Below are 21,916 nucleotides of genomic sequence, written 5' to 3' on the forward strand. Positions count from 1 at the left end.
ACCGGCCTTCTCTGCGCCCGCGCCGCGGCGAGATCGGGGAATAGTGAAGAGCCTTTGGCGCCGCGACGAAAGATTTGTGACAGGCGCGACGATTCGTGCCTTGCAGGCGGCTGAGGATGTGTCATGCTTGGCCGTGCCGCTCCTCGCAGGAGGGGGGTAACAAAGGAGGTTCCGCATGTCCTTGCAGGGTCATATCGTCGAACTCCAACGCCGCCACGAGGCGCTCGAGAAGGAAATCGAAAAAGAGCAGCTCCATCCCAACGCCGACGACACAAAGATCATCGAGCTCAAGCGGAAAAAGCTGCAAATCAAGGACGAACTGGCCAAGTTGGCGATAAGCGAAACGCGCCATTAAGCGGCGTTCCTGGTCATCGGGGCTTTCAAGACAAGACGTCTCGATATAGGCGGAGGGTTCTCCGCCTTATTTTTTTGGCGCGCTCCCCGCCTCAGCCGGCGGAAGCCCGTAGCGAGACTGCTTGATGCCGCTTACCGAAAGCTACTGCCCCGAAACCCTGCACGAGAGCCTGGGCGACCCCTTCTTCGACCGGGTCGAAGCCGCCCCCTTCCCCCAGACCATCCTGCGCTACCGGAACCAGCGCTGGGCGGCGCGCGTCGGTCTCGACGGATTGACCGACGCGGAATGGATCGCTCATTTTGGACGCTTCGAGCCGCTGCCGGGCAGCCTCCCGCAGCCGCTCGCCCTGCGCTACCACGGCCATCAGTTCCGCGTTTACAATCCAGAACTGGGCGACGGCCGGGGATTTCTCTTCGCTCAGCTGCGCGACAGGCTGGACGGACGGCTGCTCGATCTTGGCACCAAGGGTAGCGGCCAGACTCCCTGGTCGCGGCGCGGGGACGGGCGCCTCACGCTCAAAGGCGGCGTGCGGGAAATACTGGCGACGGAAATGCTGGAGGCGCTCGGGGTCGACACCTCCAAGACCTTCAGCCTGATCGAAACCGGCGAGGCGCTGATTCGCGGCGACGAGCCCTCTCCCACGCGCTCGAGCGTCCTCGTGCGGCTCTCGCATTCGCATATTCGCATCGGCACGTTCCAGCGCCTCGCCTTCCATGACGACAAGCCGGCGATCGAGCGGCTGCTGGAATATGTCTGCCGCCATTACTTCCCGGCGCTCGCTGCGCTCCCGCCAGCGGACAAGGCGCGCGCCTTCCTCGATGAAGTCGCGGCGCGCGTGGCTCGGCTCGGAGCCGGCTATATGGCGGCCGGCTTCGTCCACGGCGTGCTGAACTCCGACAACATCAACATCACCGGGGAGAGCTTCGACTATGGCCCCTGGCGCTTCGCCCCGACCTATGATCCGCACTTCACCGCAGCATATTTCGACGAGGTCGGGCTCTATTCCTTCGGCCGCCAGCCGAGCGCGCTGGCGTGGAATCTGGCGCGACTCGCGGAATGCCTGCTGCACCTTACCGGCCTGGAGGCCGCGCAGGAGATACTCGACGGCTTCGCTCTCGCGATACAAAAGGCGTTCCGCGACGCCCTGCTCCGCCGCCTGGCTTTGACCCCGGCCGGAGAGGACGCCGATGCGCGCCTCTCCAAGGCGTTCACGGATTTCCTTCTGGCGTCGCGCGCGCCTTTCGAGCAGGCGTTCTTCGACTGGCGCGGCGGGCTGGCCAGCGCCGCGCGCGCCAAGGCCAGCCCCGCGGCCGACTTTTATGAGGCGCCGGAATTCGGCCCGGTGCGTGACGCCCTCGCCGAGCACGAGACAGCGGCCGACGCGCGGCTGGATCACCCCTATTTCCGCCGCCCGGCGCCCTGCACCATGCTCATCGACGAGGTCGAAGCCATCTGGAGCCCGATCGCGGAGGCGAACGACTGGTCGGCGCTCGAGCGAAAGCTTTCGGAGATTGCAGACATGCGCGAAGCCTACGGCTTCGCCTCGACCTGAGGCGCTTTCTGCTTGAATGAGCCGTCACGCCCGCGCGATAATCCTTGCACCGATTCTCTACGCCTTGGGGCGGTGTTGCGGCATGAATGACAATCCCAGGGAAGCCGATCAGGACGCCATCCGCGCCGAGATGGAGCGTCTGAGGCTGGAGCATCACGATCTCGAGGCCGCGATCGACGCGCTGATTACCGTCGGCGCGCCGGATCAGCTGCAAATCCAGCGGCTCAAGAAGCGCAAGCTGGCGCTGCGTGATCGCATCGTCTTCCTCGAGGACCAGATTACCCCCGACATCATCGCCTGAAGGTCGACGCGCGCGCGCGCCGGCCGAGCAGCGGAAGGAGTTCTCGGCCCACAGGGGCCTGCCGTCGCCGCGGCGCGGCGCTGGCAGCCAGGAAGATTTACCCCTTACCTGACTGATCCCCGGCGGGCATGAAGCCCAACGCGCGCATCAGCAGCGGCATGGTCAGCCCCTGCACGACGATCGAGAAGGCCACCACCGCAAAGGTCGAGACAACGATCACGTCGCGCTGGGGCAGCGTCTCGGGCAACGACAGCGCCAGCGCCAGGCCGAGCGCGCCGCGCAGCCCGCCCCACCACAGCACATGCTGCTCGCCGAGGCTGATCCGCCAGCGCGTGGGCAGGAACAGCGCGCTCAGAGGATAGACGGTGAGCGCGCGGGCGGCGAGCACGATGGCGATCACCGGGAGGATGAGCGACGCGCCGTAATTCTGGAAGGGGGTCGAGGCGACGTCGACCCCGATCATCAGGAAGACCATGGAGTTGGCGAGGAAGGCCGCGAACTCCCAGAAGCCGTGGACGAATTCGCGACCCTTGTAGGAGAGATAGCTGCGGCTGTCCTCCCGCAGCAGGCCGAGATTGCCCATCATCAGTCCGGCCGTCACAGTGGCGAGCACGCCCGAGACATGGAACTGCTCGGCGAGGAAAAACGAGCCGAAAGCGGCGATGGTCGTGAGCGCGGCCTCGATCATATGCTCGGCGGTTCCCATGGCGATCACGATCGCGCCGCCCCCGGTGAGCGCGCCGACGGCGACGCCGCCGAAGACGATGCGTCCCAGCGTGAGGGCGATCTCGCCGGCGCCCTCGCCGGCGTCGCGGCCCTCGGCCCAGGCGAGCGCCATCACGAAGAGCACCGCCGCCGCGCCGTCATTGAGCAGGCTCTCGCTCTCGACGAGGAGCCGCAGACGCCCCTTTACGCCATTGTCCTTGAACATGGCGATGATGGCGACGGGATCCGTAGCAGCGATCAGCGCGCCGAAGACAAGGGCCGAGGGCATGGACCAATGCAGGACCTCGACGCAGGCCCAGGCCACGGCGGCGGCCGAAATCAGCGTGCCGAGGCCGGCAAGCGTCAGCAGCGGAACGGAGTCGCGCAGCAACTCCCGCCAGGATAGCGACAGCGCCGCCTCGAAGAGCAGCGGCGGCAGGATGAGATCGAAAATGAACTCATGCGTGAGATGCGGTCCGAAATCGGGCTTCGACAGCGTCACGATGGCGCCGACGACGACGAGGCCCACCGTATAGGGAAGCCTCGCGCGCCGCGCGGCGATGGCGACGATCATCGCCACCGCCAGCGTGGCGACGGCTTGGGTCAATTGCGCGTCCATAGGCCCATGAAATCTGCTGAAGACGGAGCCTTTCTAGCGCGAGCCGGACGACGTCGCGATGAAAATCGTCGAACGCCAAGAAGGATTCAAAGGTTTACTAACGCCCCTGTCGAGGCGCGCGAATGTCGCTTGCCACCTGTCTCCTGATCATGCTCGGCGGCGCCGCCGGCACATTGGCGCGCTACGCGCTTTCGCTGTGGAAGCTGCCAGCGAGCGAGACGCTTCCACTGGGCACGATGCTCGTCAATGTGACGGGCTCTTTCGTCATGGGCTTCTTTGGAACCCTCACCCTGTCGGAGGGGCGCTTTCCCGTTTCCGAGGACGTCCGCCTCTTCGTCATGATCGGCCTGTGCGGCGGGTTCACCACCTTCTCCTCCTTCAGTCTGCAAACGCTGGATTTCCTGCGCAGCGGGGCCGTCATTCGGGCAGGATCAATATCGTCGCTTCCGTCGCGCTCTGCGTGGCCGCCGTCGCGGCCGGGCATTACGTCGCCGCCCGCTTCAATGGCGGGGCCGTGAAGATCGCGCAGCTTCCCATCGAGGAGGAGGGGTAGGCCAAGGCGGTCCAAAAGGCTTCCAGGCGCGGCTTGCGTCCGGGCGGCCCTTCGTCTATGCGGCTTGGCTTCCCGCGCTCGAGCCGATGGACATCAAGTGGCGAAGCCGAAAATCCCCGTCGCGGTCATCATGGGGTCGCAGTCCGACTGGGCGACCATGCGTCACGCCGTCGAAACGCTGGCTGCGCTCGAGGTCGCCTGCGCGGCGCGGATCGTCTCCGCCCATCGCACGCCGGACCGTCTCGTCGCCTTCGCCACGGGGGCCGAGGCCGAGGGCTTCGACGTGATCATCGCGGGCGCTGGCGGGGCGGCGCATCTGCCGGGCATGACGGCCTCAATGACCAATCTGCCCGTGCTCGGCGTGCCGATCGAATCGGCGGCCCTGAAAGGCATGGACTCGCTTTTGTCCATCGTGCAGATGCCGGGCGGCGTTCCCGTCGGCACGCTCGCCATCGGCAAGGCGGGGGCCATCAATGCGGCGATCCTGGCCGCGAGCATACTCGCGCGCTCGGACAAGGCGCTCGCGGCGCGGCTCGCCGCCTTCCGCCGGAAACAGACGGAGAGCGTGGCGGAGACGCCGCGCGACGAGGCGTAACCATGCTCAAACCTGGCGCAACCATCGGCATTCTCGGCGGCGGACAGCTCGCGCGCATGCTGGCGCTCGCCGGCGCGCGGCTGGGGCTGAAATCGCATGTCTTCTCTCCCGTCCCCGACGATCCGGCCTTCGACGTTTGCGCCGCGCATACGAAAGCCGACTTTCTCGACGAAGGGGCGCTCGCCGCCTTCGCGGACTCTGTCGACGTCGTCACCTACGAATTCGAGAACGTCCCCGCGCGCACGGCGGAAGTGCTCGAGGCGCATTGCCCCGTCCGGCCCAATCCGAAGGTTTTGGCGCTCACGCAGGACCGGCTGGTCGAGAAGCAGTTCGTGCGCGGCCTCGGGATCGCGACGGCCGATTTCGCCGATGTGACGGACGCCGGGAGCCTCACGGCCGCCGTCGCCCGCCTCGGGCGTCCGTCGATCCTGAAGACACGCCGTTTCGGCTATGACGGCAAGGGCCAGACGCAGATACGCGAAGGCGTCGATCTCGCGCAGGCCTTCGCGGGGCTTGGCGGCGCGGCCTGCATTCTCGAAGGATTCGTGCCCTTCTCCAAGGAAGTCTCGGTCGTTGCCGCGCGCGGCCTCGACGGCGAATTCCGCGCCTATGACATCTGCGAGAACGTCCACGAGCATCATATTCTCGCGCAGACAACCGCGCCCGCGGCCATCAGCGAGACGACGGCGCGCGCCGCCATGGACATGGCCCGCGCCATCGCGGAAGCGGCGGACTATGTCGGCGTCATCGCCGTCGAGATGTTCGTCGTCTCGGAGGGGTCGGGCGAGCGGCTCGTCGTCAACGAAATTGCGCCGCGCGTTCACAATTCCGGCCACTGGACGCTCGACGGCGCCGTCACCTCGCAATTCGAGCAGCACATGCGCGCGGTCGCAGGCATGCCGCTCGGCGCGCCGATGCGCCACGGCCGGCAGGTCGTCATGCGCAACCTCATCGGCGCCGAGGCCGACAAATGGGCCGAGATTCTCGCGCAGGACGGCGCCTGCCTGCATCTCTACGGCAAGAAGGACTCGCGCCCCGGCCGCAAGATGGGCCATGTCACGCGGGTGGTCGCTTAGAGCCTTTTCCGATCCGATGGAATCGGATCGAGGCTCCAGCTTATTGTTCCGTCGCGCGTTCTACTGCCGAACCGGTTCCCATCCCGGCGGAAAGCGCGCTTAGCGTCCGTCGGAAGACTTACGGCGAAGCCAGCCAGTCGCGCGCACCCTGGAGTATTGTGGTGACCGCGGGATGATCGATCTTCCGCCGAAGCGTGATTGCGTAGAAGCTTTCCGTAACCCCTTCCAGTTCGCCGATATTCACGACGCCATATTGACGCTCGATGGCCTCAGCGACGGCGACGGGCGCGACGAAGAGCCCGGCGCCTGCGGCGGCGAATGTCTTCAACAGCGCGCTGTCCTCGATTTCGGCGCGAACCGCGGGAGAAATGCGCTTCTGCTCGAACCATAGGTCGAGCGACCGGCGCAGCGCCGTCGCCGGAGTCGGAAACAGGAGCGGCGCGCCCTCGAGCGAGTTGGGGAAGTTCTCCACAAACTGGCCCGCGAGTCCCGGCGCGGCGAAGACAGCGACCCCACATTGCCCGAGCAGGTGGTTATAGACGCGGCCGCCAACGGCTGTCGTCGCCGGCGTATCCGCGATCACGATATCGACGCCGTGCAGCGTCAGTTCGGCAAGGAGCCGCTCGACCTTGTCCTCGTGGCAGACCACCTGCGTCTGCTGCTCGTGGTTCAGCGCCGGCTCGATCAGACGATAGACGATGAGTTTGGGCAGCGCATCCGCGACGCCGACGCTCAGGCGCAGGCCCATGGGGCCGACGCGGCCCTTCAGCGTATTGGTGAGTTCGCGTCCAAGCGCGAAAATCTCATCAGCATAATGATAAACAGTCCGGCCTTTCTCGGTGAGCATCAGCCTGCGGCCCTCCTTGCGCAAGAGTTGCGCGCCGATCGCGTCCTCGAAGACCGCCAGTTGGCCGCTGATCGTCGGTTGCGCGAGACGCAGCTTCTCGCTGGCGCGCGTCACGCTGCCTTCGCGCGCCACGTTCCAGAAGTAGAAGAGATGCTGGTAGTTCAGCCGGTCCATCGCAAGGCCATCGGAAATATCTATGGTTCGAACAGAAATATTCTATTTTGGGAATAGCGCAACGGCTCCGTTGCAGAATCGGGCCGCGCCGCAGTCCGGCGAGGGCCAGGAGAAAGGGCGGGCGACCAAAAGTCTAGCGGAAGCCGCCTGCTCCGGTCGGGTGAGAGTAACGGAGCTGCGTGGTTATCGAGCCCTTGTGCTTGGCTATTTCGCTCAACCACGCCCGCGCTCTGGCTCCATCGGAAGCTCAATTTTTACAGTTTTATGGATAATTTTCATGGAAAAACCGATGGATATTATTTGCTCTTACTATTTTTCATCTGCTCTACTTCCCTCTAAGTTGGCTTCAGTCGTTCTGGCGCATGCGTCGAGCGGCACGGCATAACCTGGAAGACGCATGGGCCTGACGCCAATACTCGCCATCGACCCTGAAAACCATTGCAAGGTTCGCCTGAAATCGGGGGAGCCTGGGTTGCTTCACGGTCATTGCACGGCGGCGCGACCGGCCGCGAGCATTGCCGCACAACGGGGTTAAGCTTATGCTTTCGGTCGACGCCGCCTCGCCCCTTCCCGCAAGGGGCTGCGCACAATCCGCCATCGGGCGCTCGCCTGCCCTCTCCTTCGCCGCTTCGGCCTTTACCGGGCTCGAGGACCGCAACGCGCAATGACGGCCTCATTCGACAGGCTGACCGGCGGCAGGCTTCTGCTGCTACTGGTCGCGCTCGGCGTGGGATATGTCGACGTTCTCTCCAACGTGTCCGGCCACAGCGTGCTCACGCCCTATTCGGCCGGTTCGCTCGAGGGCGTGACGCCGAGTTTCGCCGCCTGGGGAACGACGTTCTATCTCATCGGCGTGGCGCTCGGCGTGCCGCTGGCGCGCATTCTCACAGGCCGATACGGCGATTATCGCGTTCTGACGCTCGGCTACCTGGGCTATGCGATCGCCTCGATCATCTGCGTCTCGAGCGCCTCGGTGTTCATGTATGCGCCGACGCGTTTCGTCTTTGGCGTGTTCGGTGGTTTTCTGGCTGTGGTCAGTCAGGCGGCGGCGCTCGGCGAACTGCCGGAGAAGCAATATCGGATCGGCCTCGGCTACTGGGCGGCGCTCGGCATTCTTCCCTATACGCTCGCCGTCTTCCTCGGCGGCTTCTGGGCCGAATATTTTTCCTGGCGGTGGCTCTTTTACGCCAACGCCACGCTTGGCTTTCTGATCGCGGCGGCGGTCGGCGCGCTGCTCTATGGACGCAGTTACGAGCGCAAGATCGTCCGCTTCGACGCGGTCGGCTTCGCGCTGCTCGCCGTCATACTGATCGGCGTGCAAATGATCTTCAGCCTTGGAAACGACTTCGACTGGCTGGACTCCTCGCTTCTGTCGGCGGATTACATCGTCGTCGTTCTTGCGATCCCCGCCTTCGTCATCTGGGAATGGGGCGAGCGCAATCCGATCGTGGATGTGCGCCTGTTCGCGCGGTCGAGTTACGCCCTGGGCGTCGCGTGCGGCTTCTTCGGCTTTCTCACCATTCAGGGGCTGATGTCGCTCCTCTCCGTGCAGATGCAGCTCCTGCTCGGCTACACCTCGTCGATCGCCGGCCATGTCTATCTGGCCATGATGATCGCCGGCCTGCCGCTGGCGTCGGTCATGTACGAAATATCGAAGAAAATCGACGTGCGGCTCGTCATCTGTCTGATGTGCATATGTTCGTCGGTCGTGCTGACCTGGCTCGGCCTCTTCGACAAGCACGCCTCTTTCGACGCGCTGGTCATCCCGGTCATTTTCCTGGGCTTCTGCGTCGCGGCGCTCTCGGCGCCGACCTCGACGCTCGCGACCTACGGCCTCAGCGGTAAGACGTACAAGCGCGCGGCCGAGGAATTCCTGCTGTTTCGTCTCGTCGGCGGCGCCATTGGCATCGCCTTTCAAAGCGTCATTTATTTCCGCCGCACGCCATGGCATCAACTCAATTTGTCTGAATATCTCGGCGGACGGCGCTACGCCTCTCTGGACACGCTCTCCGCGCTGACCCAACAATTGCAGGGGCTGGGCCTGTCCGAATCGGTCGCGCGCCGGCACATTGCGAGGCTGATCCGTCAGCAGGCCGGCATTCTCGCCCTCAACGACGCCTTCCTTCTCGGCGCCTGTATCATGTTCCTGCTGGGCGTCCTCGTCTGGTTCGCCCGACTCAAAAAGGAGCCATCCGCTTATGGCGCGCAGGCGACAGCTACGGCGAAGATCGAGAGCAAAGCAGCCGTGACGGCGGACCACTGATGCGCAAGCGCACGAGACACCACACACCACGCGGCCCGCTCGCGAGGCGCAGAAGCCTTGGCGCGGCGGCCCCCCTTGCGCTGCTGCTGTCGGGCTGCGTGCCGACAGCCCAGCAGCAGCGCGCCGACTTCATGGAGCCGCCGCCGATGAGCCGCACCATCGCGGCCTCGGGCGTAAAAAGCGTGAGCGCCAAAGGGTGGCCCAGCCAACAATGGTGGAAAGCCTTCCGTAGTCCGGAACTCGACCGGATCATGGAAAAGTCGCTAATCGACAACCAGAACCTGCGCAAGGCCGCCGACACGCTGAAAGAAGCCGAGTCCGCCGTAGACATCGCAAGCTCGCGTCTGACGCCCTATGTTGAGACCGATCTCTCCTACAAGCAAAATCGTTACGCCGAGCGCGGCGTCGCGGCGGGCCTCAATCCCAAGGTGGGCGGCCTCGAGAAATCCGCGGCCTTCCTCAACCCGATCTCGGCCAAATGGGAGCTGGACTTCTGGGGCCGCAACCGCGCCTTGCTCGACGCCGCCATCGGCGACGCGCTGGCCCAGGCCGGCGAACTCGAACAGACCAGGCTGCTGCTGACGACGAGCGTCGCGCGCGCCTATCTTCGCGGTTATGTGCTCGCGGAACAATTGAAGCTCGCAAAGGAGCTCACGAGCCTGCGGCGGGAACTGCGGCAGCTTTTCGAAACCCGCTATGCGACCGGCATCGAGCCGCTCGACTTCGTGCAGATTGCGCGTAGCAACGAGGAGGCCGCCGTGCGGCGCGAGGCGTCGCTGGTCGCTGCGCTTTCAATTCAGGAGAACGCCCTCGCCCGGCTGATGGGCGAAGGCCCCGACGTGGCGCGTGGCCTCTTCGAGGGCAAGAAGCAGGTTGCCCCCGTGCAGCCCGGCCTGCCCCAGCGCCTGCCGATCGAGCTTCTGGCGCATCGCCCGGATCTGATGGCGGCGCTGCGGCGCGCGGAAGCCTGGGCGGATCGCATCCACGCCGCCAAGGCGCTGTTTCTGCCCTCGATGGACATTTCCGTTTCGGCGGGCCTCGAGGCGTCCGTCACCTCGAGCCAATTCGCAAAGCTCGGCGGCTATCTGTTCAATCCGGGAGCCATGGTGTACAGCGTCACGCCCGGTCTGCACTTGCCGATCTTCCAGGGCGGCAAGCTCACGGGCAACCTCGAGATGCAGCGCGCCGATTACGATCAGGCGGTGGACACGTACAACGAGACGCTGCTGACGGCCGCGCAGCAGGTCGCCGACGCGCTCGCCAATCTCAAGAGATTCAAATCCGAATATGAATCGCAGTCGCGCTTCGTGCAGGCGCGGCGCGCCGAGGCCGATCTCGCGCGCATTCGCCTGAGCAACGGACTGCGCGACCGGCGCGAATATGTTCAGGAATACGCCGACATGCTCGACGCTCTCTATATCCAGCGCGGTCTGGAGGGAGACAAGCTCGTCGCCGCCGTGGATCTTTTCCAGGCGCTCGGCGGCGGATTCGACGCAGGGCCGCAGGCTTACGAGCCCAAGCCGGCGCCGGAGACGGATCCGATCACGCCGGTCGTCGATGCCGTGCAATCCCTCGGGGGAGGCTGAATTTTGGGTCAGGATCACACAGACGCTCCGAGCGCGGCCGGCGGCGCGCCGCCGCTGTCGCGCAAGACAATTCGCGCCCGTCGCGCCTTCCTGCTCAGGGCGCTCGCGGTCGGAGTCGGGGTCGGGGCGCTGGTCACGGCGTTCCGCTGGTTCACCTATGACCGCGACTGGGTGACGACGGACAACGCCTTCGTCTCGGGCAACATCATTCCCGTGCAGGCGGACGCCACCGGCGTCGTCGCGAAGGTTCTCGCGGAGGAAACCCAGCTCGTCAAGAAAGGCGACGTGCTGATCCAGCTCGACGCGCAGCGCGCGCGGGCCGCGCTCGGCCAGGCGGAAGCGGAGCTTGGCCGCGCCGTGCGCAACGTCGGCGCGCTCTACGCCAACCGCCGGCAGATTTGCCAGAAGTTAACATCGCGCACCGCCGTCCGCGAGCGCACGCGCCACGATCTCGCGCGTTACCGGAAGGCGGCGACGAGCGGCGCGGCGTCGGGGCAAGTCTTGCAGAATACAGAGGACACGCTCGCCGCCCAGGAGGCCGATCTGCGCGAGGCGCGCGCCGAATATCAGGCGATCGAGTCCCGCGTCGGCGGCGTGGAGCTCACGAAGCATCCGGACATCGAACTCGCGAAGGCGCGTTTCAACGACGCCTTTATCGAATATCTGCGCCAGAAAATTCGCGCGCCTGCCACGGGCTATGTCGCCAAGCGTCGGGTGCAGGTCGGCCAGCGCGTGCGTCCCGGCGACCAGGTCATGAACATCGTCCCGCTCGATCACCTTTGGGTCGAGGCCAATCTCTGGGAAAACCGGATGGATCGGATTCGCCCCGGACAGCCGGCGGTGATCAAGGTCGATCTCTACGGGTCGAGCGTGCTGTTCCATGGCACGGTCGAGGGTCTCGTGCCGGGCTCCGGCAGCGTCTTCGCCACCCTGCCGCCCGACAACGCCACAGGCAACTTCATCCGCATCGTCCAGCGCGTGCCCGTGCGAATCGCGATCGATCCGGAAGAGCTGAAGAAAACGCCCCTGCGCCCCGGCCTCTCGACCGTGACCTCGATCAATGTCGGCGCCGAGGCAAAGCCGGCGAACGACTCCATCGTCAAGACCTCCGCCGGCGAATATGCGACCGAGGTCTTCGACAAGGACCTGGAGGAAGCGAGAGCGCGCGCCGAAAAGATCGTGAAGGAAAATCTCGTTGGCGGCGCGACCGCGGGAGACGGCGCCTGCCCGGCCGTGTCGGAGTGATCGACGCTCCGCCCCGCGGCGGAGCGGACGACCCGAGCCGCGAGGAGACCGGGGACGGCCCGACACGGGTTCCTGCGATTTTCCGCCGACCTGGCGCGGATTTGCCGAACTCCTTTCAACAGGCCCAATGAAAAACCCCCGCCGAAAGGATCGACGGGGGTTTTCCGTGTGAAAGACTCACGCCCTCAGGCGAATTCCATGATCACCGCGTCGACCGCGAGGCTGTCGCCGGGTTTGGCGAGGATCTTCTTGATGGTCACGTCGCGCTCGGCGCGCAGCACGTTCTCCATCTTCATCGCCTCGACCATGCAGAGCGCCTCGCCCGCCTTCACCTCCTGCCCCTCCGCCACATCGACGGTCTTCACGAGACCCGGCATGGGGCAGAGCAGCGCCTTGGAGGCGCCGGCATCCTTCTTCTTGGGCATGAGGGCGACGAATTCCGCCTCACGCTGCGTATAGACGCGCGCCGGAATGCTGACGCCCTGATGGGAGAGCTCGTAACCATTGAGGATCGGCCGCGCCTGCACATAGACGCTGTGGCCGTCGACGTCGCCGACGAAGAGCTCCTGGCCCGGCCGCCACTGCGACGAGACGCGGTGGGCGCGATTGTCGCCTTCCGAGAAGCGCACGACGAGCGCCTCGCCCTGCTCCTCGATCTGCACATCGAAGCGCGCATCGCCCAGCATGCAGACGCGGTCGCGGGTGAATTCCACCGGACGGCCGTTCATCAGCTGGCCGCTGATCTGGCGCTTGCGGGCGTTGCCGATGTGGTCAATCAGCGTCGCGACGGCGGCAAGGGTCCAGGCGATGTCGCCGGTCGGCGCCGGGGCGGAGAAGCCTTCCGGATATTCCTCGGCGATGAAGCCCGTCGAAAGATTGCCGGAGCGCCAGCGCGGGCTCTGCATCAGCGACGACAGGAAGGGGATGTTGTGGCGGATGCCGTCGATGACGAAGCGGTCGAGCGCGTCGGCCTGCGCCACGATGGCGCCGAGGCGATCCGGCGAATGGGTGACGAGTTTGGCGATCATCGGATCGTAATGGATCGAGATTTCGCGCCCCTCGGTGACGCCCGTGTCGTTGCGAACCGTGACGCCGCCTTCCTTGCGCTCGGCCGGCGGACGGTATTTCACCAGACGGCCGATGGAGGGCAGGAAGTTGCGGGTGGGGTCCTCGGCGTAGATGCGGCTTTCGACCGCCCAGCCGTTGATCTTGACGTTCTCCTGCTTGATCTGCAGCGGCTCGCCGGCCGCGACGCGGATCATCTGCTCGACGAGGTCTATGCCGGTGATGAGCTCCGTCACCGGATGCTCCACCTGCAGGCGGGTGTTCATCTCGAGGAAGTAGAAGCTCTTGTCCTGACCCGCGACGAATTCCACCGTGCCGGCGGAATCGTAATCCACCGCCTTGGCGAGCGCGACGGCCTGCGCGCCCATTTCGGCGCGGGTGGCGGCGTCGAGCAGCGGCGACGGCGCTTCCTCGATCACCTTCTGGTTGCGGCGCTGGATCGAACATTCACGCTCATTGAGGTGAATGACGTTGCCGTGCTTGTCGCCGAGAACCTGAATTTCGATGTGGCGCGGATTGACGATGAATTTTTCGACGAAGACGCGGTCGTCGCCGAAGGACGAGGCGGCCTCGGAGCGGGCGCGGGTGAAGCCCTCGATGACCTCGGCGTCGTTGAAGGCGATGCGCATGCCCTTGCCGCCGCCGCCGGCGGACGCCTTCAGCATCACCGGATAGCCAATATCCTTGGCGATCCTCACCGCTTCCTCGGGCGATTCGATCACGCCGAGATAGCCCGGCACGACGCTCACCTTCGCGGCGGAAGCGAATTTCTTCGATTCGATCTTGTCGCCCATCGCCTCGATGGCGCGGGGATTGGGGCCGATGAACACGATGCCCGCGTCCTTCAGCGCCTTGGCGAAAGCCGCGCGCTCGGACAGGAAGCCGTAGCCCGGATGCACCGCCTCGGCGCCCGTCTCCTTGCAGGCGGCGACGATCTTGTCGATCAGCAGATAGGATTGCGCGGCGGGCGGAGGCCCGAGATGGATCGCCTCATCCGCCATCTCGACATGCAGCGCGTCGGCGTCGGCGTCCGAGTAGACGGCGACCGTGGCGATGCCCATCTTCTTGGCGGTCTTGATGATGCGACAGGCGATTTCGCCACGGTTGGCGATCAAAATCTTGCGAAACATGCGAGCCCCAATTGCCCTTTTGATCCTCGGACGCCTCGGCGCGGCGGCTTTTCTGATCCGAAAGCCGTTCCGCGCCCCTCTCCCTGAACTTTACTTGGCTTCGGGCTCGTCGGCGCGCTTCTCCTGCACGCTGTCGATGATGCCGAAAGCCTTGGCCTCCTCCGCCGACATGAAATGATCGCGGTCGAGCGTGCGCTCGATCGTCTCATAGTCCTTGCCGGTGTGGCGGACGTAAATGTCGTTCAACCGCTTCTTCACCTTGAGGATGTCTTCCGCATGGCGCTGAATGTCGGACGCCTGCCCCTGGAAGCCGCCAGACGGCTGATGCAGCATGACGCGGGCGTTGGGCAGCGCGAAACGCTGACCCGCCTCGCCGGCGCAAAGCAGCAGCGAGCCCATCGACGCCGCCTGCCCCACGCAGAGCGTCGAGACCTTCGGCTTGATGAACTGCATCGTGTCGTAGATGGCGAGGCCCGACGTCACCACGCCGCCGGGCGAGTTGATGTAGAGCGAGATTTCCTTCTTCGGATTTTCCGATTCCAGGAACAAAAGCTGCGCGATGATGACCGACGCCATATGGTCTTCGACCGGCCCGGTGAGAAAGATGATCCGCTCCCGCAGAAGACGCGAGTAGATGTCGAACCCGCGCTCGCCGCGCGAGGTGTTTTCGATCACCTGGGGAATGAGATACTGGTTGTAGACCTCGATCGGATCACGCATCGCATCGCCTTCCTAAGGCCGGTTGCATGTGGCCTTGCCGGCGGAGGCCGCCCTCCGCCGCATGCATCATTGTCCCGTCATATGCCGGAGCGAGACAGGACGCAAACGAAGCTTAGGCCTCGTCCTCGTCCTTGAAGAGCTCTTCCTTGGTCACGGGTTTGTCGGCGATCTTGATCAGCTTCGAGATGTGATCGACGACCCGCTCTTCGTAGATCGGCGCGCGCAACTGGGCGAGGGCCTGCTCATTGTTGCGGTAATAGTCCCAGACCTGCTTTTCCTGACCAGGGAACATGCGGGCGCGCTCGACCAGCGCCTCGGTCAGGTCCTTGTCCTCGACCTTGACGCCGGCGTTCTGCCCGATCTCCGCGAGGACGAGGCCCAACCGCACGCGGCGCTCGGCGATCTTGCGGAACTCGGCGCGGGTCTCTTCCTCGGTCTTGCCGTCCTCGGCGAGAGGCTGGCCCGTCCGCTGGCTCTCGGCCATGTGCTGCTGCCAGATGTTGCCGAACTCCTGCTCGACGAGCGTCTCCGGCAGGTCGAAGGAATAGCGGCTGTCGAGCGCGTCGAGCAGCGCGCGCTTCAGGCGATCGCGCGAAACCTTGTGGAAGTCCGCCTCCAGATTGCCCTTCACCGCCTCCTTCATGGCGTCGAAATTCTCGAAGCCATATTTCTTGGCGAGATCCTCGCCGATCTCCATGGCCTTGGGCGCGGCCACGGCCTTCACCGTCACGTCGAATTCGGCGTCCTTGCCGGCGAGATTCTTGGCGGAATAGTCCTCCGGGAAGGTGACCTTGACCAGGCGCTGCTCGCCAACGGCCGCGCCTTCGAGCTGATCCTCGAAGCCCGGAATGAACGTGCCCGAGCCCAGCACGATGTCAATGTCGCCGCCCGTGCCGCCCTCGAAGGGCACGCCGTCGAGCTTGCCCGTGAAGTCGATCGTGAGCTTGTCGCCCTTCTCGGCCTTGGCGCCCTCGGCGCGCGCCTCGAATTCCTGCACCCGGTCGGCGAGATTCTTGAGGGCGGTGTCGATGTCCGCCTCGCCGACCTCTGCGACCGGACGCTCGAGGGAAATGTCGTCGAGGGAGCCGACTTCGAACTTCGGCAGCGTCTCGAATGTCACCGTGAAGGAGAAATCGCCCTCGGCCGCCAGCGCGCGCTCGACCTCGTCCTGCCCGCCGGGGAAATCGAGCTTGGGCTCGACGGCGATTCGCAGCCCGTTCTCCTCGACGATCTTGCGGTTGGCGTCGTTGACGGCCTCCTGCAGCACGTCGCCCATGATGCTCTTGCCATAGAGCTTCTTGAGATGGCCGATCGGCGCCTTGCCGGGACGGAAGCCCTTGATCTGGGCCTTGGCCTGCATCTCGGCGAGCTGGGCCCCGAGCTTGGCGGCGAGATCGGCCGCCGGCAGCACGACCTTGAATTCCTGCTTCAAACCCTGCGTGGAGGTTTGCGTTACTTGCATGTCGATCGCCTTCTACAACTTCAAAGCCGCCGGCGCGCGCCCGGGCGGTTGTGTCGATAATTTCCGCGAAACTGCGGCCTTTGGTGCGGGCGGAGGGAGTCGAACCCCCACGACTTTCGTCACCGGAACCTAAATCCGGCGCGTCTACCAGTTCCGCCACGCCCGCGAGAGCGGCCCCTTGACGGACCCGCCGCGAAACCCGAACGCCCGCGAGCGCGGGCGCCGCTCTATAGCATGGTCGGCGCAGGATGCTCGAAAAAAATACGGGGCCCGGAGGCGACGTTTCGGGGTCGGGGCGCTAGAGTCTCCGCCCGTCGCCCGGACGGGCGCCAGAGCGGAGAAAACCAATGTTTCGACGGGTCGCCGCGCTCGCCGCGCCGCTTCTTTTTCCGCTCGCCACCGGGGCGGCGCCGCTCGATTGCGCCAAAGCGACAAACGCCCCCTGGACCGTCATCTGCGCGAATCCAACGCTGAAGGAGCTCGAAAAAGAGGCTTCTCGGTTGGCTGGGCTCGCGGGCGCCGGCGCGCATGCGACTCCGGCGAGCCGCCGCGAACTCGCGCGAAGCCAGGCGAGCGTTCAGAAGACGCTTGCCGCCTGCGACGGAGCCGAGCCCTGCCTGCGACGGACGCTGATAGAGCGCGTCCACGGCCTTCGACAGGGCTACGCAGATGCGCGGTCAAGGGATCCGGAGGGAATCAGCCGCGGGCCGCGCGTCCTCGCCTGCCCCGGCTTCGACGCCCTGATCGCCGTCACCTTTGTTGGCAGTGACCCCGCCCTCGTCTTTCTGGCCTGGCGCGACAAGGGGGTCGTACTGATGCAAACGGCGCCGAAATCTGGCGCGCCCTACGCGGGCGCCTTCGGGATGGGCGAGGCGCGCTTGTCGATACAGGACAAACAAGCCACGCTCGGTCTGCCGGAAAAGCCCCCGCTCGACTGTGATTTGCAGGAAGGTGGCTGATGGCCGTGTAGTTGCCCGTTCTCTTTAGTCGACGATAGAGAATTCTTTTCCCAGATCGACACGGATGCGCCCCGCCATGCCCTCGCCCACCCGCCGCGCCTTCCTTTCCGGCGTCGCCGCCAGCATTCTCCCGCTCCCGGCGCGCGCGGCCGCGCCCGCTGGCCCCCGCCTCATCGAGGCGCGGCCGGGCAAGGCGGCGATCGGTTCTTCCGGAGAGACGGACATTCTCGGGTTCGACGGCGTCACGCCCGGCCCCGTTCTCCGCTACAACCAAGGGCAGACGCTGGACGTCCATTTCGTCAACAGGCTCGACCTCCCCGCCTCGATCCATTGGCACGGGATGCGGGGCGAGAACGCCATGGACGGCGTCGCGCCGCTGACGCAGGCGGCCGTCGCGCCGGGCGCCACTTTCGATTACCGGCGCAAGCTCACGGAGCCGGGCCTCTTCTGCTATCGGCCCAGCGTCTTCGGCAAAACGCCGGAACTCATGGGCCGAGGGCTGAAGGGCCTGCTCGTCGTCGACGAGGCGGAGCTGCTCCCGGCTGACCACGATCTCCTGCTCGTCCTCGACGACTGGCGGCTCGACCCGCAGGGACGCATCGACGGCGGCTTCGGCGACCGCGCGGAGGCGCAGGGCGCCGGTCGCATCGGGCCGCTTCTCGCCGTCAACGGCAAGGCGGCGCCAGCGGCTTACGATTTCCCCGCCAATGCGCGCGTGAGGCTGCGCCTCGCCAATCTCGCGAACGCACGCATCATGATTCTGACCTTCGACGGCATGCAGCCTTTCGTCGTGGCGATCGACAGCCAACCCTGCGAGGCCTTCGAGCCGGTGCGCCGCAGCATTCCCGTCGCGCCCGGCGCTCGTTTCGAGCTCATCTTCGACATGCCGCCGACGGAAGGCGCCAAGGCGCGCGTCGTCCTGCGCGACATGGGCGGCGCCGAGAGCGAGCTGCTCGTCGCCACGGCCAGGGGCGCGAAGGCGGAGCGGCGCGGGCTCATTTATTCCCTGCCGCCGAATTCGTCGCTGCCACCCGAGATCAAACTCAACAACGCCAGAAAATACGATCTCGTCATCGAGAGCGGCGCGAACGGCTGGACCATCAACGGCGCCGCGACGAAGGGATATGAGGGACCGCCCCTGTTCAGGGTGAAGCAAGGGACGCCGATTACGCTCGGATACGTCAACAGATCCAAGGTTCCGCTCGCCATGCATGCGCATGGCCATGCGATGCGGCTGCTGCACGATCTGGACGACGGCTGGGAGCCATATTGGCGCAACGGCGTCATCATTCCCGCAGGGAAGACGAAACATGTGTCCTTCATCGCCGACGCGGCAGGCAAATGGGCGATACACGACGACATCCTCGAACATGAAGCGGCCGGGCTCGCAACCTGGTTCGAGGTCGGCTGACGCGCGTTTCCGCCTCTGAGCGGCGTCGAGGCCGCCGGCAGGAGAAACGCGCATGGCCGACATCTTGTTTTCCGGCACCAAGGATCCCGAAGACTTTCCGAACTGGCGCTTCGAGACGCTCGACATCGAGCACCATCGCGAGACCGCGTCGATCTGGATGAACTACCGCGCCGACGCGCCGCAGTGCTTCACGCCCGTGATGCTCGCCGAACTGCTGCAAATGCGCGACTCCCTGCGCGCTTTGTGGCGGTCCGGGCGCGTCGCGGATTTCCCTTTCCGCTATCTCGTCATGGCGGCGAAGCGTCCTGGCGTCTTTTCGCTCGGCGGCGATCTTTCGACTTTCGCCGGGGCGATCCGGCGCAAGGATCTCGCGACGCTGCGCGCCTATGCGCACGCCTGCGTCGATCTCGTCTACAGCTTTTCGCAAAGTCTCGATCTGCCGATCGTCACGCTCTGCGCCGTTCACGGCCAGTGTCTCGGCGGCGCGATGGAGGCGGCGCTGGCGTTCGATTTCATCATCGCAGAAGAGAACGCCCTTTTCGGCCTTCCGGAAGTCGCCTTCAACTCCTTCCCCGGCATGGGCGCCGTCACGACGCTGACGCGCCGCGTCGGCTCCGCGCTGACGGAGCGCATCGTCATGGGCGGCCAGACCTACACCGGCCGGCAGATGTTCGAGATGGAGGTGATCGATCAGCTTGCGGGCCCGGGCGGGGCGCGGAGAGCCGCGGCCCTCTGGATGCAGGAGGAAGGCGACGCGAAATGGCGCCGCCGCCGGGCGCTCGCCGAAGCGCGCCGCCGCAGCCATCCGATTACCCATGAAGAGCTGACCCGCATCACCGAACTCTGGGCGGAATGTTCGGCGCGGATCGAGGAGCGCGACCTGCGCCACATGGAGCGGCTGGTCCGCGCCCAGCAAAGGCTCGTCGGCCCGGCGCAAAGAGCGCAGAAGCCCGCCCTCGCGGCGCTGTGACCAGCGCCCGCGGCGGCGCCAATGCGGATGTCAGGATGAAATTTTCGAACGCGCCCTATACGCCGGCGGAGGCCGAAATCTACGCCGATCTGGTCGAGACCCTGTTCGATACGACGCATACGCTCGTCACCGGCATCCTGTCCGGCCTTCTCGTTCCGGTCGTCGCCTGGCTTTACACCAGCAATCGCAATTATCTCGTACTCGCCGGGCTCATGGCGGCGCTGGGCGCGGTTCGGCTGAACGTCCTTTGGGCGCATCAACGCGCCCCCCTTCACAAGCGCCGCGCCGACGCTGCGATGTGGGAAGCCCGTTACGCGGCCGGGGCGATCGGCTTCATGACGCTTCTGGGCTATGCGGTGGCGATCCTCTTCAACTTCCACCCCGGAGAGATGATCAGCTACTACAGCGTGATCATCATGACCGGCGTCACGGGCAATCTCGCCAGCCGCAACGCCGCGCGTCCCTCGATCGTCTTCTGGCAGGTGATGGGCATCTGCATGCCGCTCGCCGCCACGCTGCTCGTCAATTTCCCGGTCTGGTACTGGGGCATTTCCGCCTTTCTGTTTTTCGGCGCCCTGTCCGTCTTCCGCACCACGCAATTCCTGCATGGCCATCTCGAATCGGCGCTGCGCAGCGGCCGCGACTCCATGCGCCAGCGTCAGAAGTTCGCCATCGCTCTCAATTCGATGACGCACGGACTCTGCATGGGCGATTCGAGCCTGGCGGTTTCCGTCGTGAACCGGCGCCTCGTCGAATTCTTCGGCGTCGCGCCGGAGGCGGCGCCCATCGGCCTCGCGGCGCTGGCCGCGGCCATTGGGCGCCGCGCGGGCCTCTCGGCGGAGGATGCGGCGCGCTTCGCGAAACGCTGGGAGCGCCACGCCGCCCTGCCCCGCGCCAGCGCCTTCATGCATCGCCTGGGCGACCGCTATTTCGACTTTCATTGCGACCGCGCCCGGGACGGCGCCTTCGTCACCGTTGTGGAGGACGTGACCGAGAAGGAGAACGCGCGGCGTGAAATCGAGCGCGTCGCGCATTTCGACGACCTCACGGGCCTCCCCAACCGCTACCAGTTTCAAAAGGCGCTCGACGAGGATTTGAGGCGCCTGACGCAGGAGGGCCTTCAGGCGGCGCTGCTCAGCATCGACCTCGATCGCTTCAAGGAGATCAACGACACGCTCGGCCACCCCGTCGGCGACGCGCTTCTCAGGGAAGTCGGCGCAAGGCTCGCCGCCACGGCCACGGCGCCCGCGCTCGTCGCGCGGCTCGGCGGCGACGAATATTGCGTGCTGATGCGCGCCGCAAAGGAAACGCCGCAGGCGGACGCGCTGGCCGAACGCATCGTCGATGAAATGCGGCGTCCCTTTCTCATCGACGGCCATCGCATCACCATCGCCGCGAGCGTCGGCGTCGCCGTCGCGCCCGGAGACGCCGACACGCCGGGCGGCCTGATGAAATGCAGCGATCTGGCGCAGTATCGGGCGAAGTCGCGCACATGCGGCGGCGTCGTCCATTACATCCCGCAGATGCAGGCGGAACTCATCGAAAAGCGGCAGATGGAAGAGGATCTGCGCGAGGCCCTGGCGCGCGACGAGCTGACGGTTTTCTACCAGCCCATCGTCGACTCGCGGCGAGGAGCCATTGTCGCACTGGAGGCGCTGCTGCGCTGGCGACGCCCCGAGCACGGCATGGTTTCGCCGGGCGTCTTCATACCCATTGCGGAGGAAACCGGGCTTATCGTCGAGATCGGCGCCTGGGTCTTGCGCCGCGCCTGCCGCGACGCGACCCAGTGGCCGTCGCATGTGCGCGTCGCGGTCAATCTGGCGCCGCGGCAGTTCCAGCAGACCGACATTGTGGAGCGGATCGCCGAGGCGCTGGCGCAAAGCGGCCTCCCCCCCGAGCGGCTGGAAATCGAAATCACCGAAACCGCCCTCATCTCTCACGCCGCCGATGTCGAGGCGAAACTGTCGGCCATCGCTGCGGTCGGGACGCGGCTGGCGCTCGACGATTTCGGCACGGGCTACAGCAGCCTGAGCTATCTCAACCGCTTCCCGGTCAACAAGGTGAAGATCGATCAGGCCTTCTCGCGCCAGGCGAATGACTCGCCGAAGACGCAGGCGATCATCGGCGCGATCTCCGCGCTCGCCCGCGACCTCGACCTCGATCTCGTGGCGGAGGGCGTGGAGACGCACGCCCAACTCGCCTTCATGGCGAGCAAGAACATCTTCCTCATTCAGGGCTATCTCTACAGCAAGCCGCGCCCGATCGAGGAGCTAGCGCCGCTCTTGCACGAGTGGGTCGACGCGCCGCGACTGGAGGGCGCCGCCTGAC

17 protein-coding genes, 1 tRNA gene and 1 pseudogene are annotated in these 21,916 nt (G+C 65.6%); 13 read left to right on the forward strand and 6 right to left on the reverse strand.

Translation table 11 applies throughout. From position 1 onward, the window contains the following. Nucleotides 1-175 precede the first annotated feature (175 nt). From WOC76_RS13410 to WOC76_RS13420, 3 genes are all read left to right on the forward strand, one after another. Nucleotides 176-355 carry a YdcH family protein gene (locus WOC76_RS13410; protein ID WP_341106216.1) on the forward strand — a complete coding sequence of 60 codons (180 nt, stop codon included), beginning with the start codon at nucleotides 176-178 and terminating at the stop codon, nucleotides 353-355. Nucleotides 356-479: 124 nt separating this feature from the next. Beyond that, a complete protein-coding gene (locus WOC76_RS13415) occupies nucleotides 480-1,907 on the forward strand; it encodes a protein adenylyltransferase SelO (RefSeq protein ID WP_341106214.1) in 1,428 nt (475 codons plus the stop codon). Between the two features lie 82 nt (nucleotides 1,908-1,989). Beyond that, nucleotides 1,990-2,208: a YdcH family protein gene (locus WOC76_RS13420; RefSeq protein WP_341106212.1), complete on the forward strand. Its 219-nt coding sequence runs from the start codon at nucleotides 1,990-1,992 to the stop codon at nucleotides 2,206-2,208. 97 nt (nucleotides 2,209-2,305) lie between these two features. On the opposite strand, the gene WOC76_RS13425 is transcribed toward WOC76_RS13420, so the two are convergent. Next, nucleotides 2,306-3,520, reverse strand: coding sequence for a cation:proton antiporter (locus tag WOC76_RS13425; protein WP_341106209.1), 1,215 nt, complete (start codon nucleotides 3,518-3,520; stop codon nucleotides 2,306-2,308). 134 nt (nucleotides 3,521-3,654) lie between these two features. On the opposite strand from WOC76_RS13425, the pseudogene crcB reads away from it, so the two are divergent. The 3 genes and pseudogenes from crcB to WOC76_RS13440 all read left to right on the forward strand — a co-directional run bounded on the left by crcB (nucleotide 3,655) and on the right by WOC76_RS13440 (nucleotide 5,756). Next, nucleotides 3,655-4,085: pseudogene (crcB, locus tag WOC76_RS13430) on the forward strand (fluoride efflux transporter CrcB). A 130-nt stretch (nucleotides 4,086-4,215) separates the two neighbouring features. Continuing rightward, a complete protein-coding gene (purE, locus tag WOC76_RS13435) occupies nucleotides 4,216-4,680 on the forward strand; it encodes a 5-(carboxyamino)imidazole ribonucleotide mutase (protein ID WP_341108773.1) in 465 nt (154 codons plus the stop codon). A gap of 2 nt (nucleotides 4,681-4,682) precedes the next feature. Next, entirely contained in the window at nucleotides 4,683-5,756 is a 1,074-nt protein-coding gene (locus WOC76_RS13440; protein WP_341106208.1) for a 5-(carboxyamino)imidazole ribonucleotide synthase, read from the forward strand. Between the two features lie 118 nt (nucleotides 5,757-5,874). On the opposite strand, the gene nhaR is transcribed toward WOC76_RS13440, so the two are convergent. Continuing rightward, a complete protein-coding gene (gene nhaR, locus WOC76_RS13445) occupies nucleotides 5,875-6,777 on the reverse strand; it encodes a transcriptional activator NhaR (RefSeq protein WP_341106207.1) in 903 nt (300 codons plus the stop codon). A gap of 664 nt (nucleotides 6,778-7,441) precedes the next feature. On the opposite strand from nhaR, the gene WOC76_RS13450 reads away from it, so the two are divergent. Genes WOC76_RS13450 through WOC76_RS13460 form a run of 3 tightly spaced genes read left to right on the forward strand, consistent with a single transcriptional unit; the run spans nucleotide 7,442 to nucleotide 11,871 of the window. Continuing rightward, a complete protein-coding gene (locus WOC76_RS13450; protein WP_341431446.1) occupies nucleotides 7,442-9,040 on the forward strand; it encodes an MFS transporter in 1,599 nt (532 codons plus the stop codon). Then, complete coding sequence (locus tag WOC76_RS13455) at nucleotides 9,040-10,626, forward strand: efflux transporter outer membrane subunit (protein WP_341431448.1); 1,587 nt, start codon at nucleotides 9,040-9,042, stop codon at nucleotides 10,624-10,626. The genes WOC76_RS13450 and WOC76_RS13455 overlap by 1 nt, the downstream gene beginning before the upstream one ends. A 3-nt stretch (nucleotides 10,627-10,629) precedes the next feature. Beyond that, complete coding sequence (locus WOC76_RS13460; protein ID WP_341106203.1) at nucleotides 10,630-11,871, forward strand: HlyD family efflux transporter periplasmic adaptor subunit; 1,242 nt, start codon at nucleotides 10,630-10,632, stop codon at nucleotides 11,869-11,871. A 185-nt stretch (nucleotides 11,872-12,056) separates the two neighbouring features. Here the strand turns inward: WOC76_RS13460 and WOC76_RS13465 are convergent, their stop codons facing one another. The 4 genes from WOC76_RS13465 to WOC76_RS13480 form a co-directional block, all read right to left on the reverse strand. Then, nucleotides 12,057-14,066, reverse strand: coding sequence for an acetyl/propionyl/methylcrotonyl-CoA carboxylase subunit alpha (locus WOC76_RS13465; RefSeq protein ID WP_341106202.1), 2,010 nt, complete (start codon nucleotides 14,064-14,066; stop codon nucleotides 12,057-12,059). A gap of 90 nt (nucleotides 14,067-14,156) precedes the next feature. Then, nucleotides 14,157-14,786, reverse strand: coding sequence for an ATP-dependent Clp endopeptidase proteolytic subunit ClpP (clpP, locus tag WOC76_RS13470; protein ID WP_341106200.1), 630 nt, complete (start codon nucleotides 14,784-14,786; stop codon nucleotides 14,157-14,159). A 112-nt stretch (nucleotides 14,787-14,898) separates the two neighbouring features. Continuing rightward, on the reverse strand, nucleotides 14,899-16,248 hold the full coding sequence (gene tig, locus WOC76_RS13475; protein ID WP_341431449.1) for a trigger factor: 1,350 nt from the start codon (nucleotides 16,246-16,248) through the stop codon (nucleotides 14,899-14,901). An 81-nt stretch (nucleotides 16,249-16,329) separates the two neighbouring features. Next, nucleotides 16,330-16,414: transfer RNA gene (locus WOC76_RS13480), tRNA-Leu, on the reverse strand. 181 nt (nucleotides 16,415-16,595) lie between these two features. Here WOC76_RS13480 and WOC76_RS13485 point away from each other — a divergent pair. From WOC76_RS13485 to WOC76_RS13500, 4 genes are all read left to right on the forward strand, one after another. Then, nucleotides 16,596-17,207 carry a hypothetical protein gene (locus WOC76_RS13485; RefSeq protein ID WP_341388674.1) on the forward strand — a complete coding sequence of 204 codons (612 nt, stop codon included), beginning with the start codon at nucleotides 16,596-16,598 and terminating at the stop codon, nucleotides 17,205-17,207. A 76-nt stretch (nucleotides 17,208-17,283) separates the two neighbouring features. Beyond that, nucleotides 17,284-18,618 carry a multicopper oxidase family protein gene (locus tag WOC76_RS13490; RefSeq protein WP_341106198.1) on the forward strand — a complete coding sequence of 445 codons (1,335 nt, stop codon included), beginning with the start codon at nucleotides 17,284-17,286 and terminating at the stop codon, nucleotides 18,616-18,618. 52 nt (nucleotides 18,619-18,670) lie between these two features. Beyond that, entirely contained in the window at nucleotides 18,671-19,588 is a 918-nt protein-coding gene (locus tag WOC76_RS13495; RefSeq protein ID WP_341106197.1) for a crotonase/enoyl-CoA hydratase family protein, read from the forward strand. Between the two features lie 35 nt (nucleotides 19,589-19,623). Then, the gene (locus tag WOC76_RS13500; protein WP_341431450.1) at nucleotides 19,624-21,915 is read left to right on the forward strand and encodes a putative bifunctional diguanylate cyclase/phosphodiesterase; all 2,292 of its coding nucleotides are present in this window, start codon (nucleotides 19,624-19,626) and stop codon (nucleotides 21,913-21,915) included. Nucleotide 21,916 lies beyond the last annotated feature (1 nt).

Origin of the sequence: Methylocystis sp. IM3 (assembly GCF_038070105.1) — a bacterium.
Lineage (GTDB): Bacteria > Pseudomonadota > Alphaproteobacteria > Rhizobiales > Beijerinckiaceae > Methylocystis.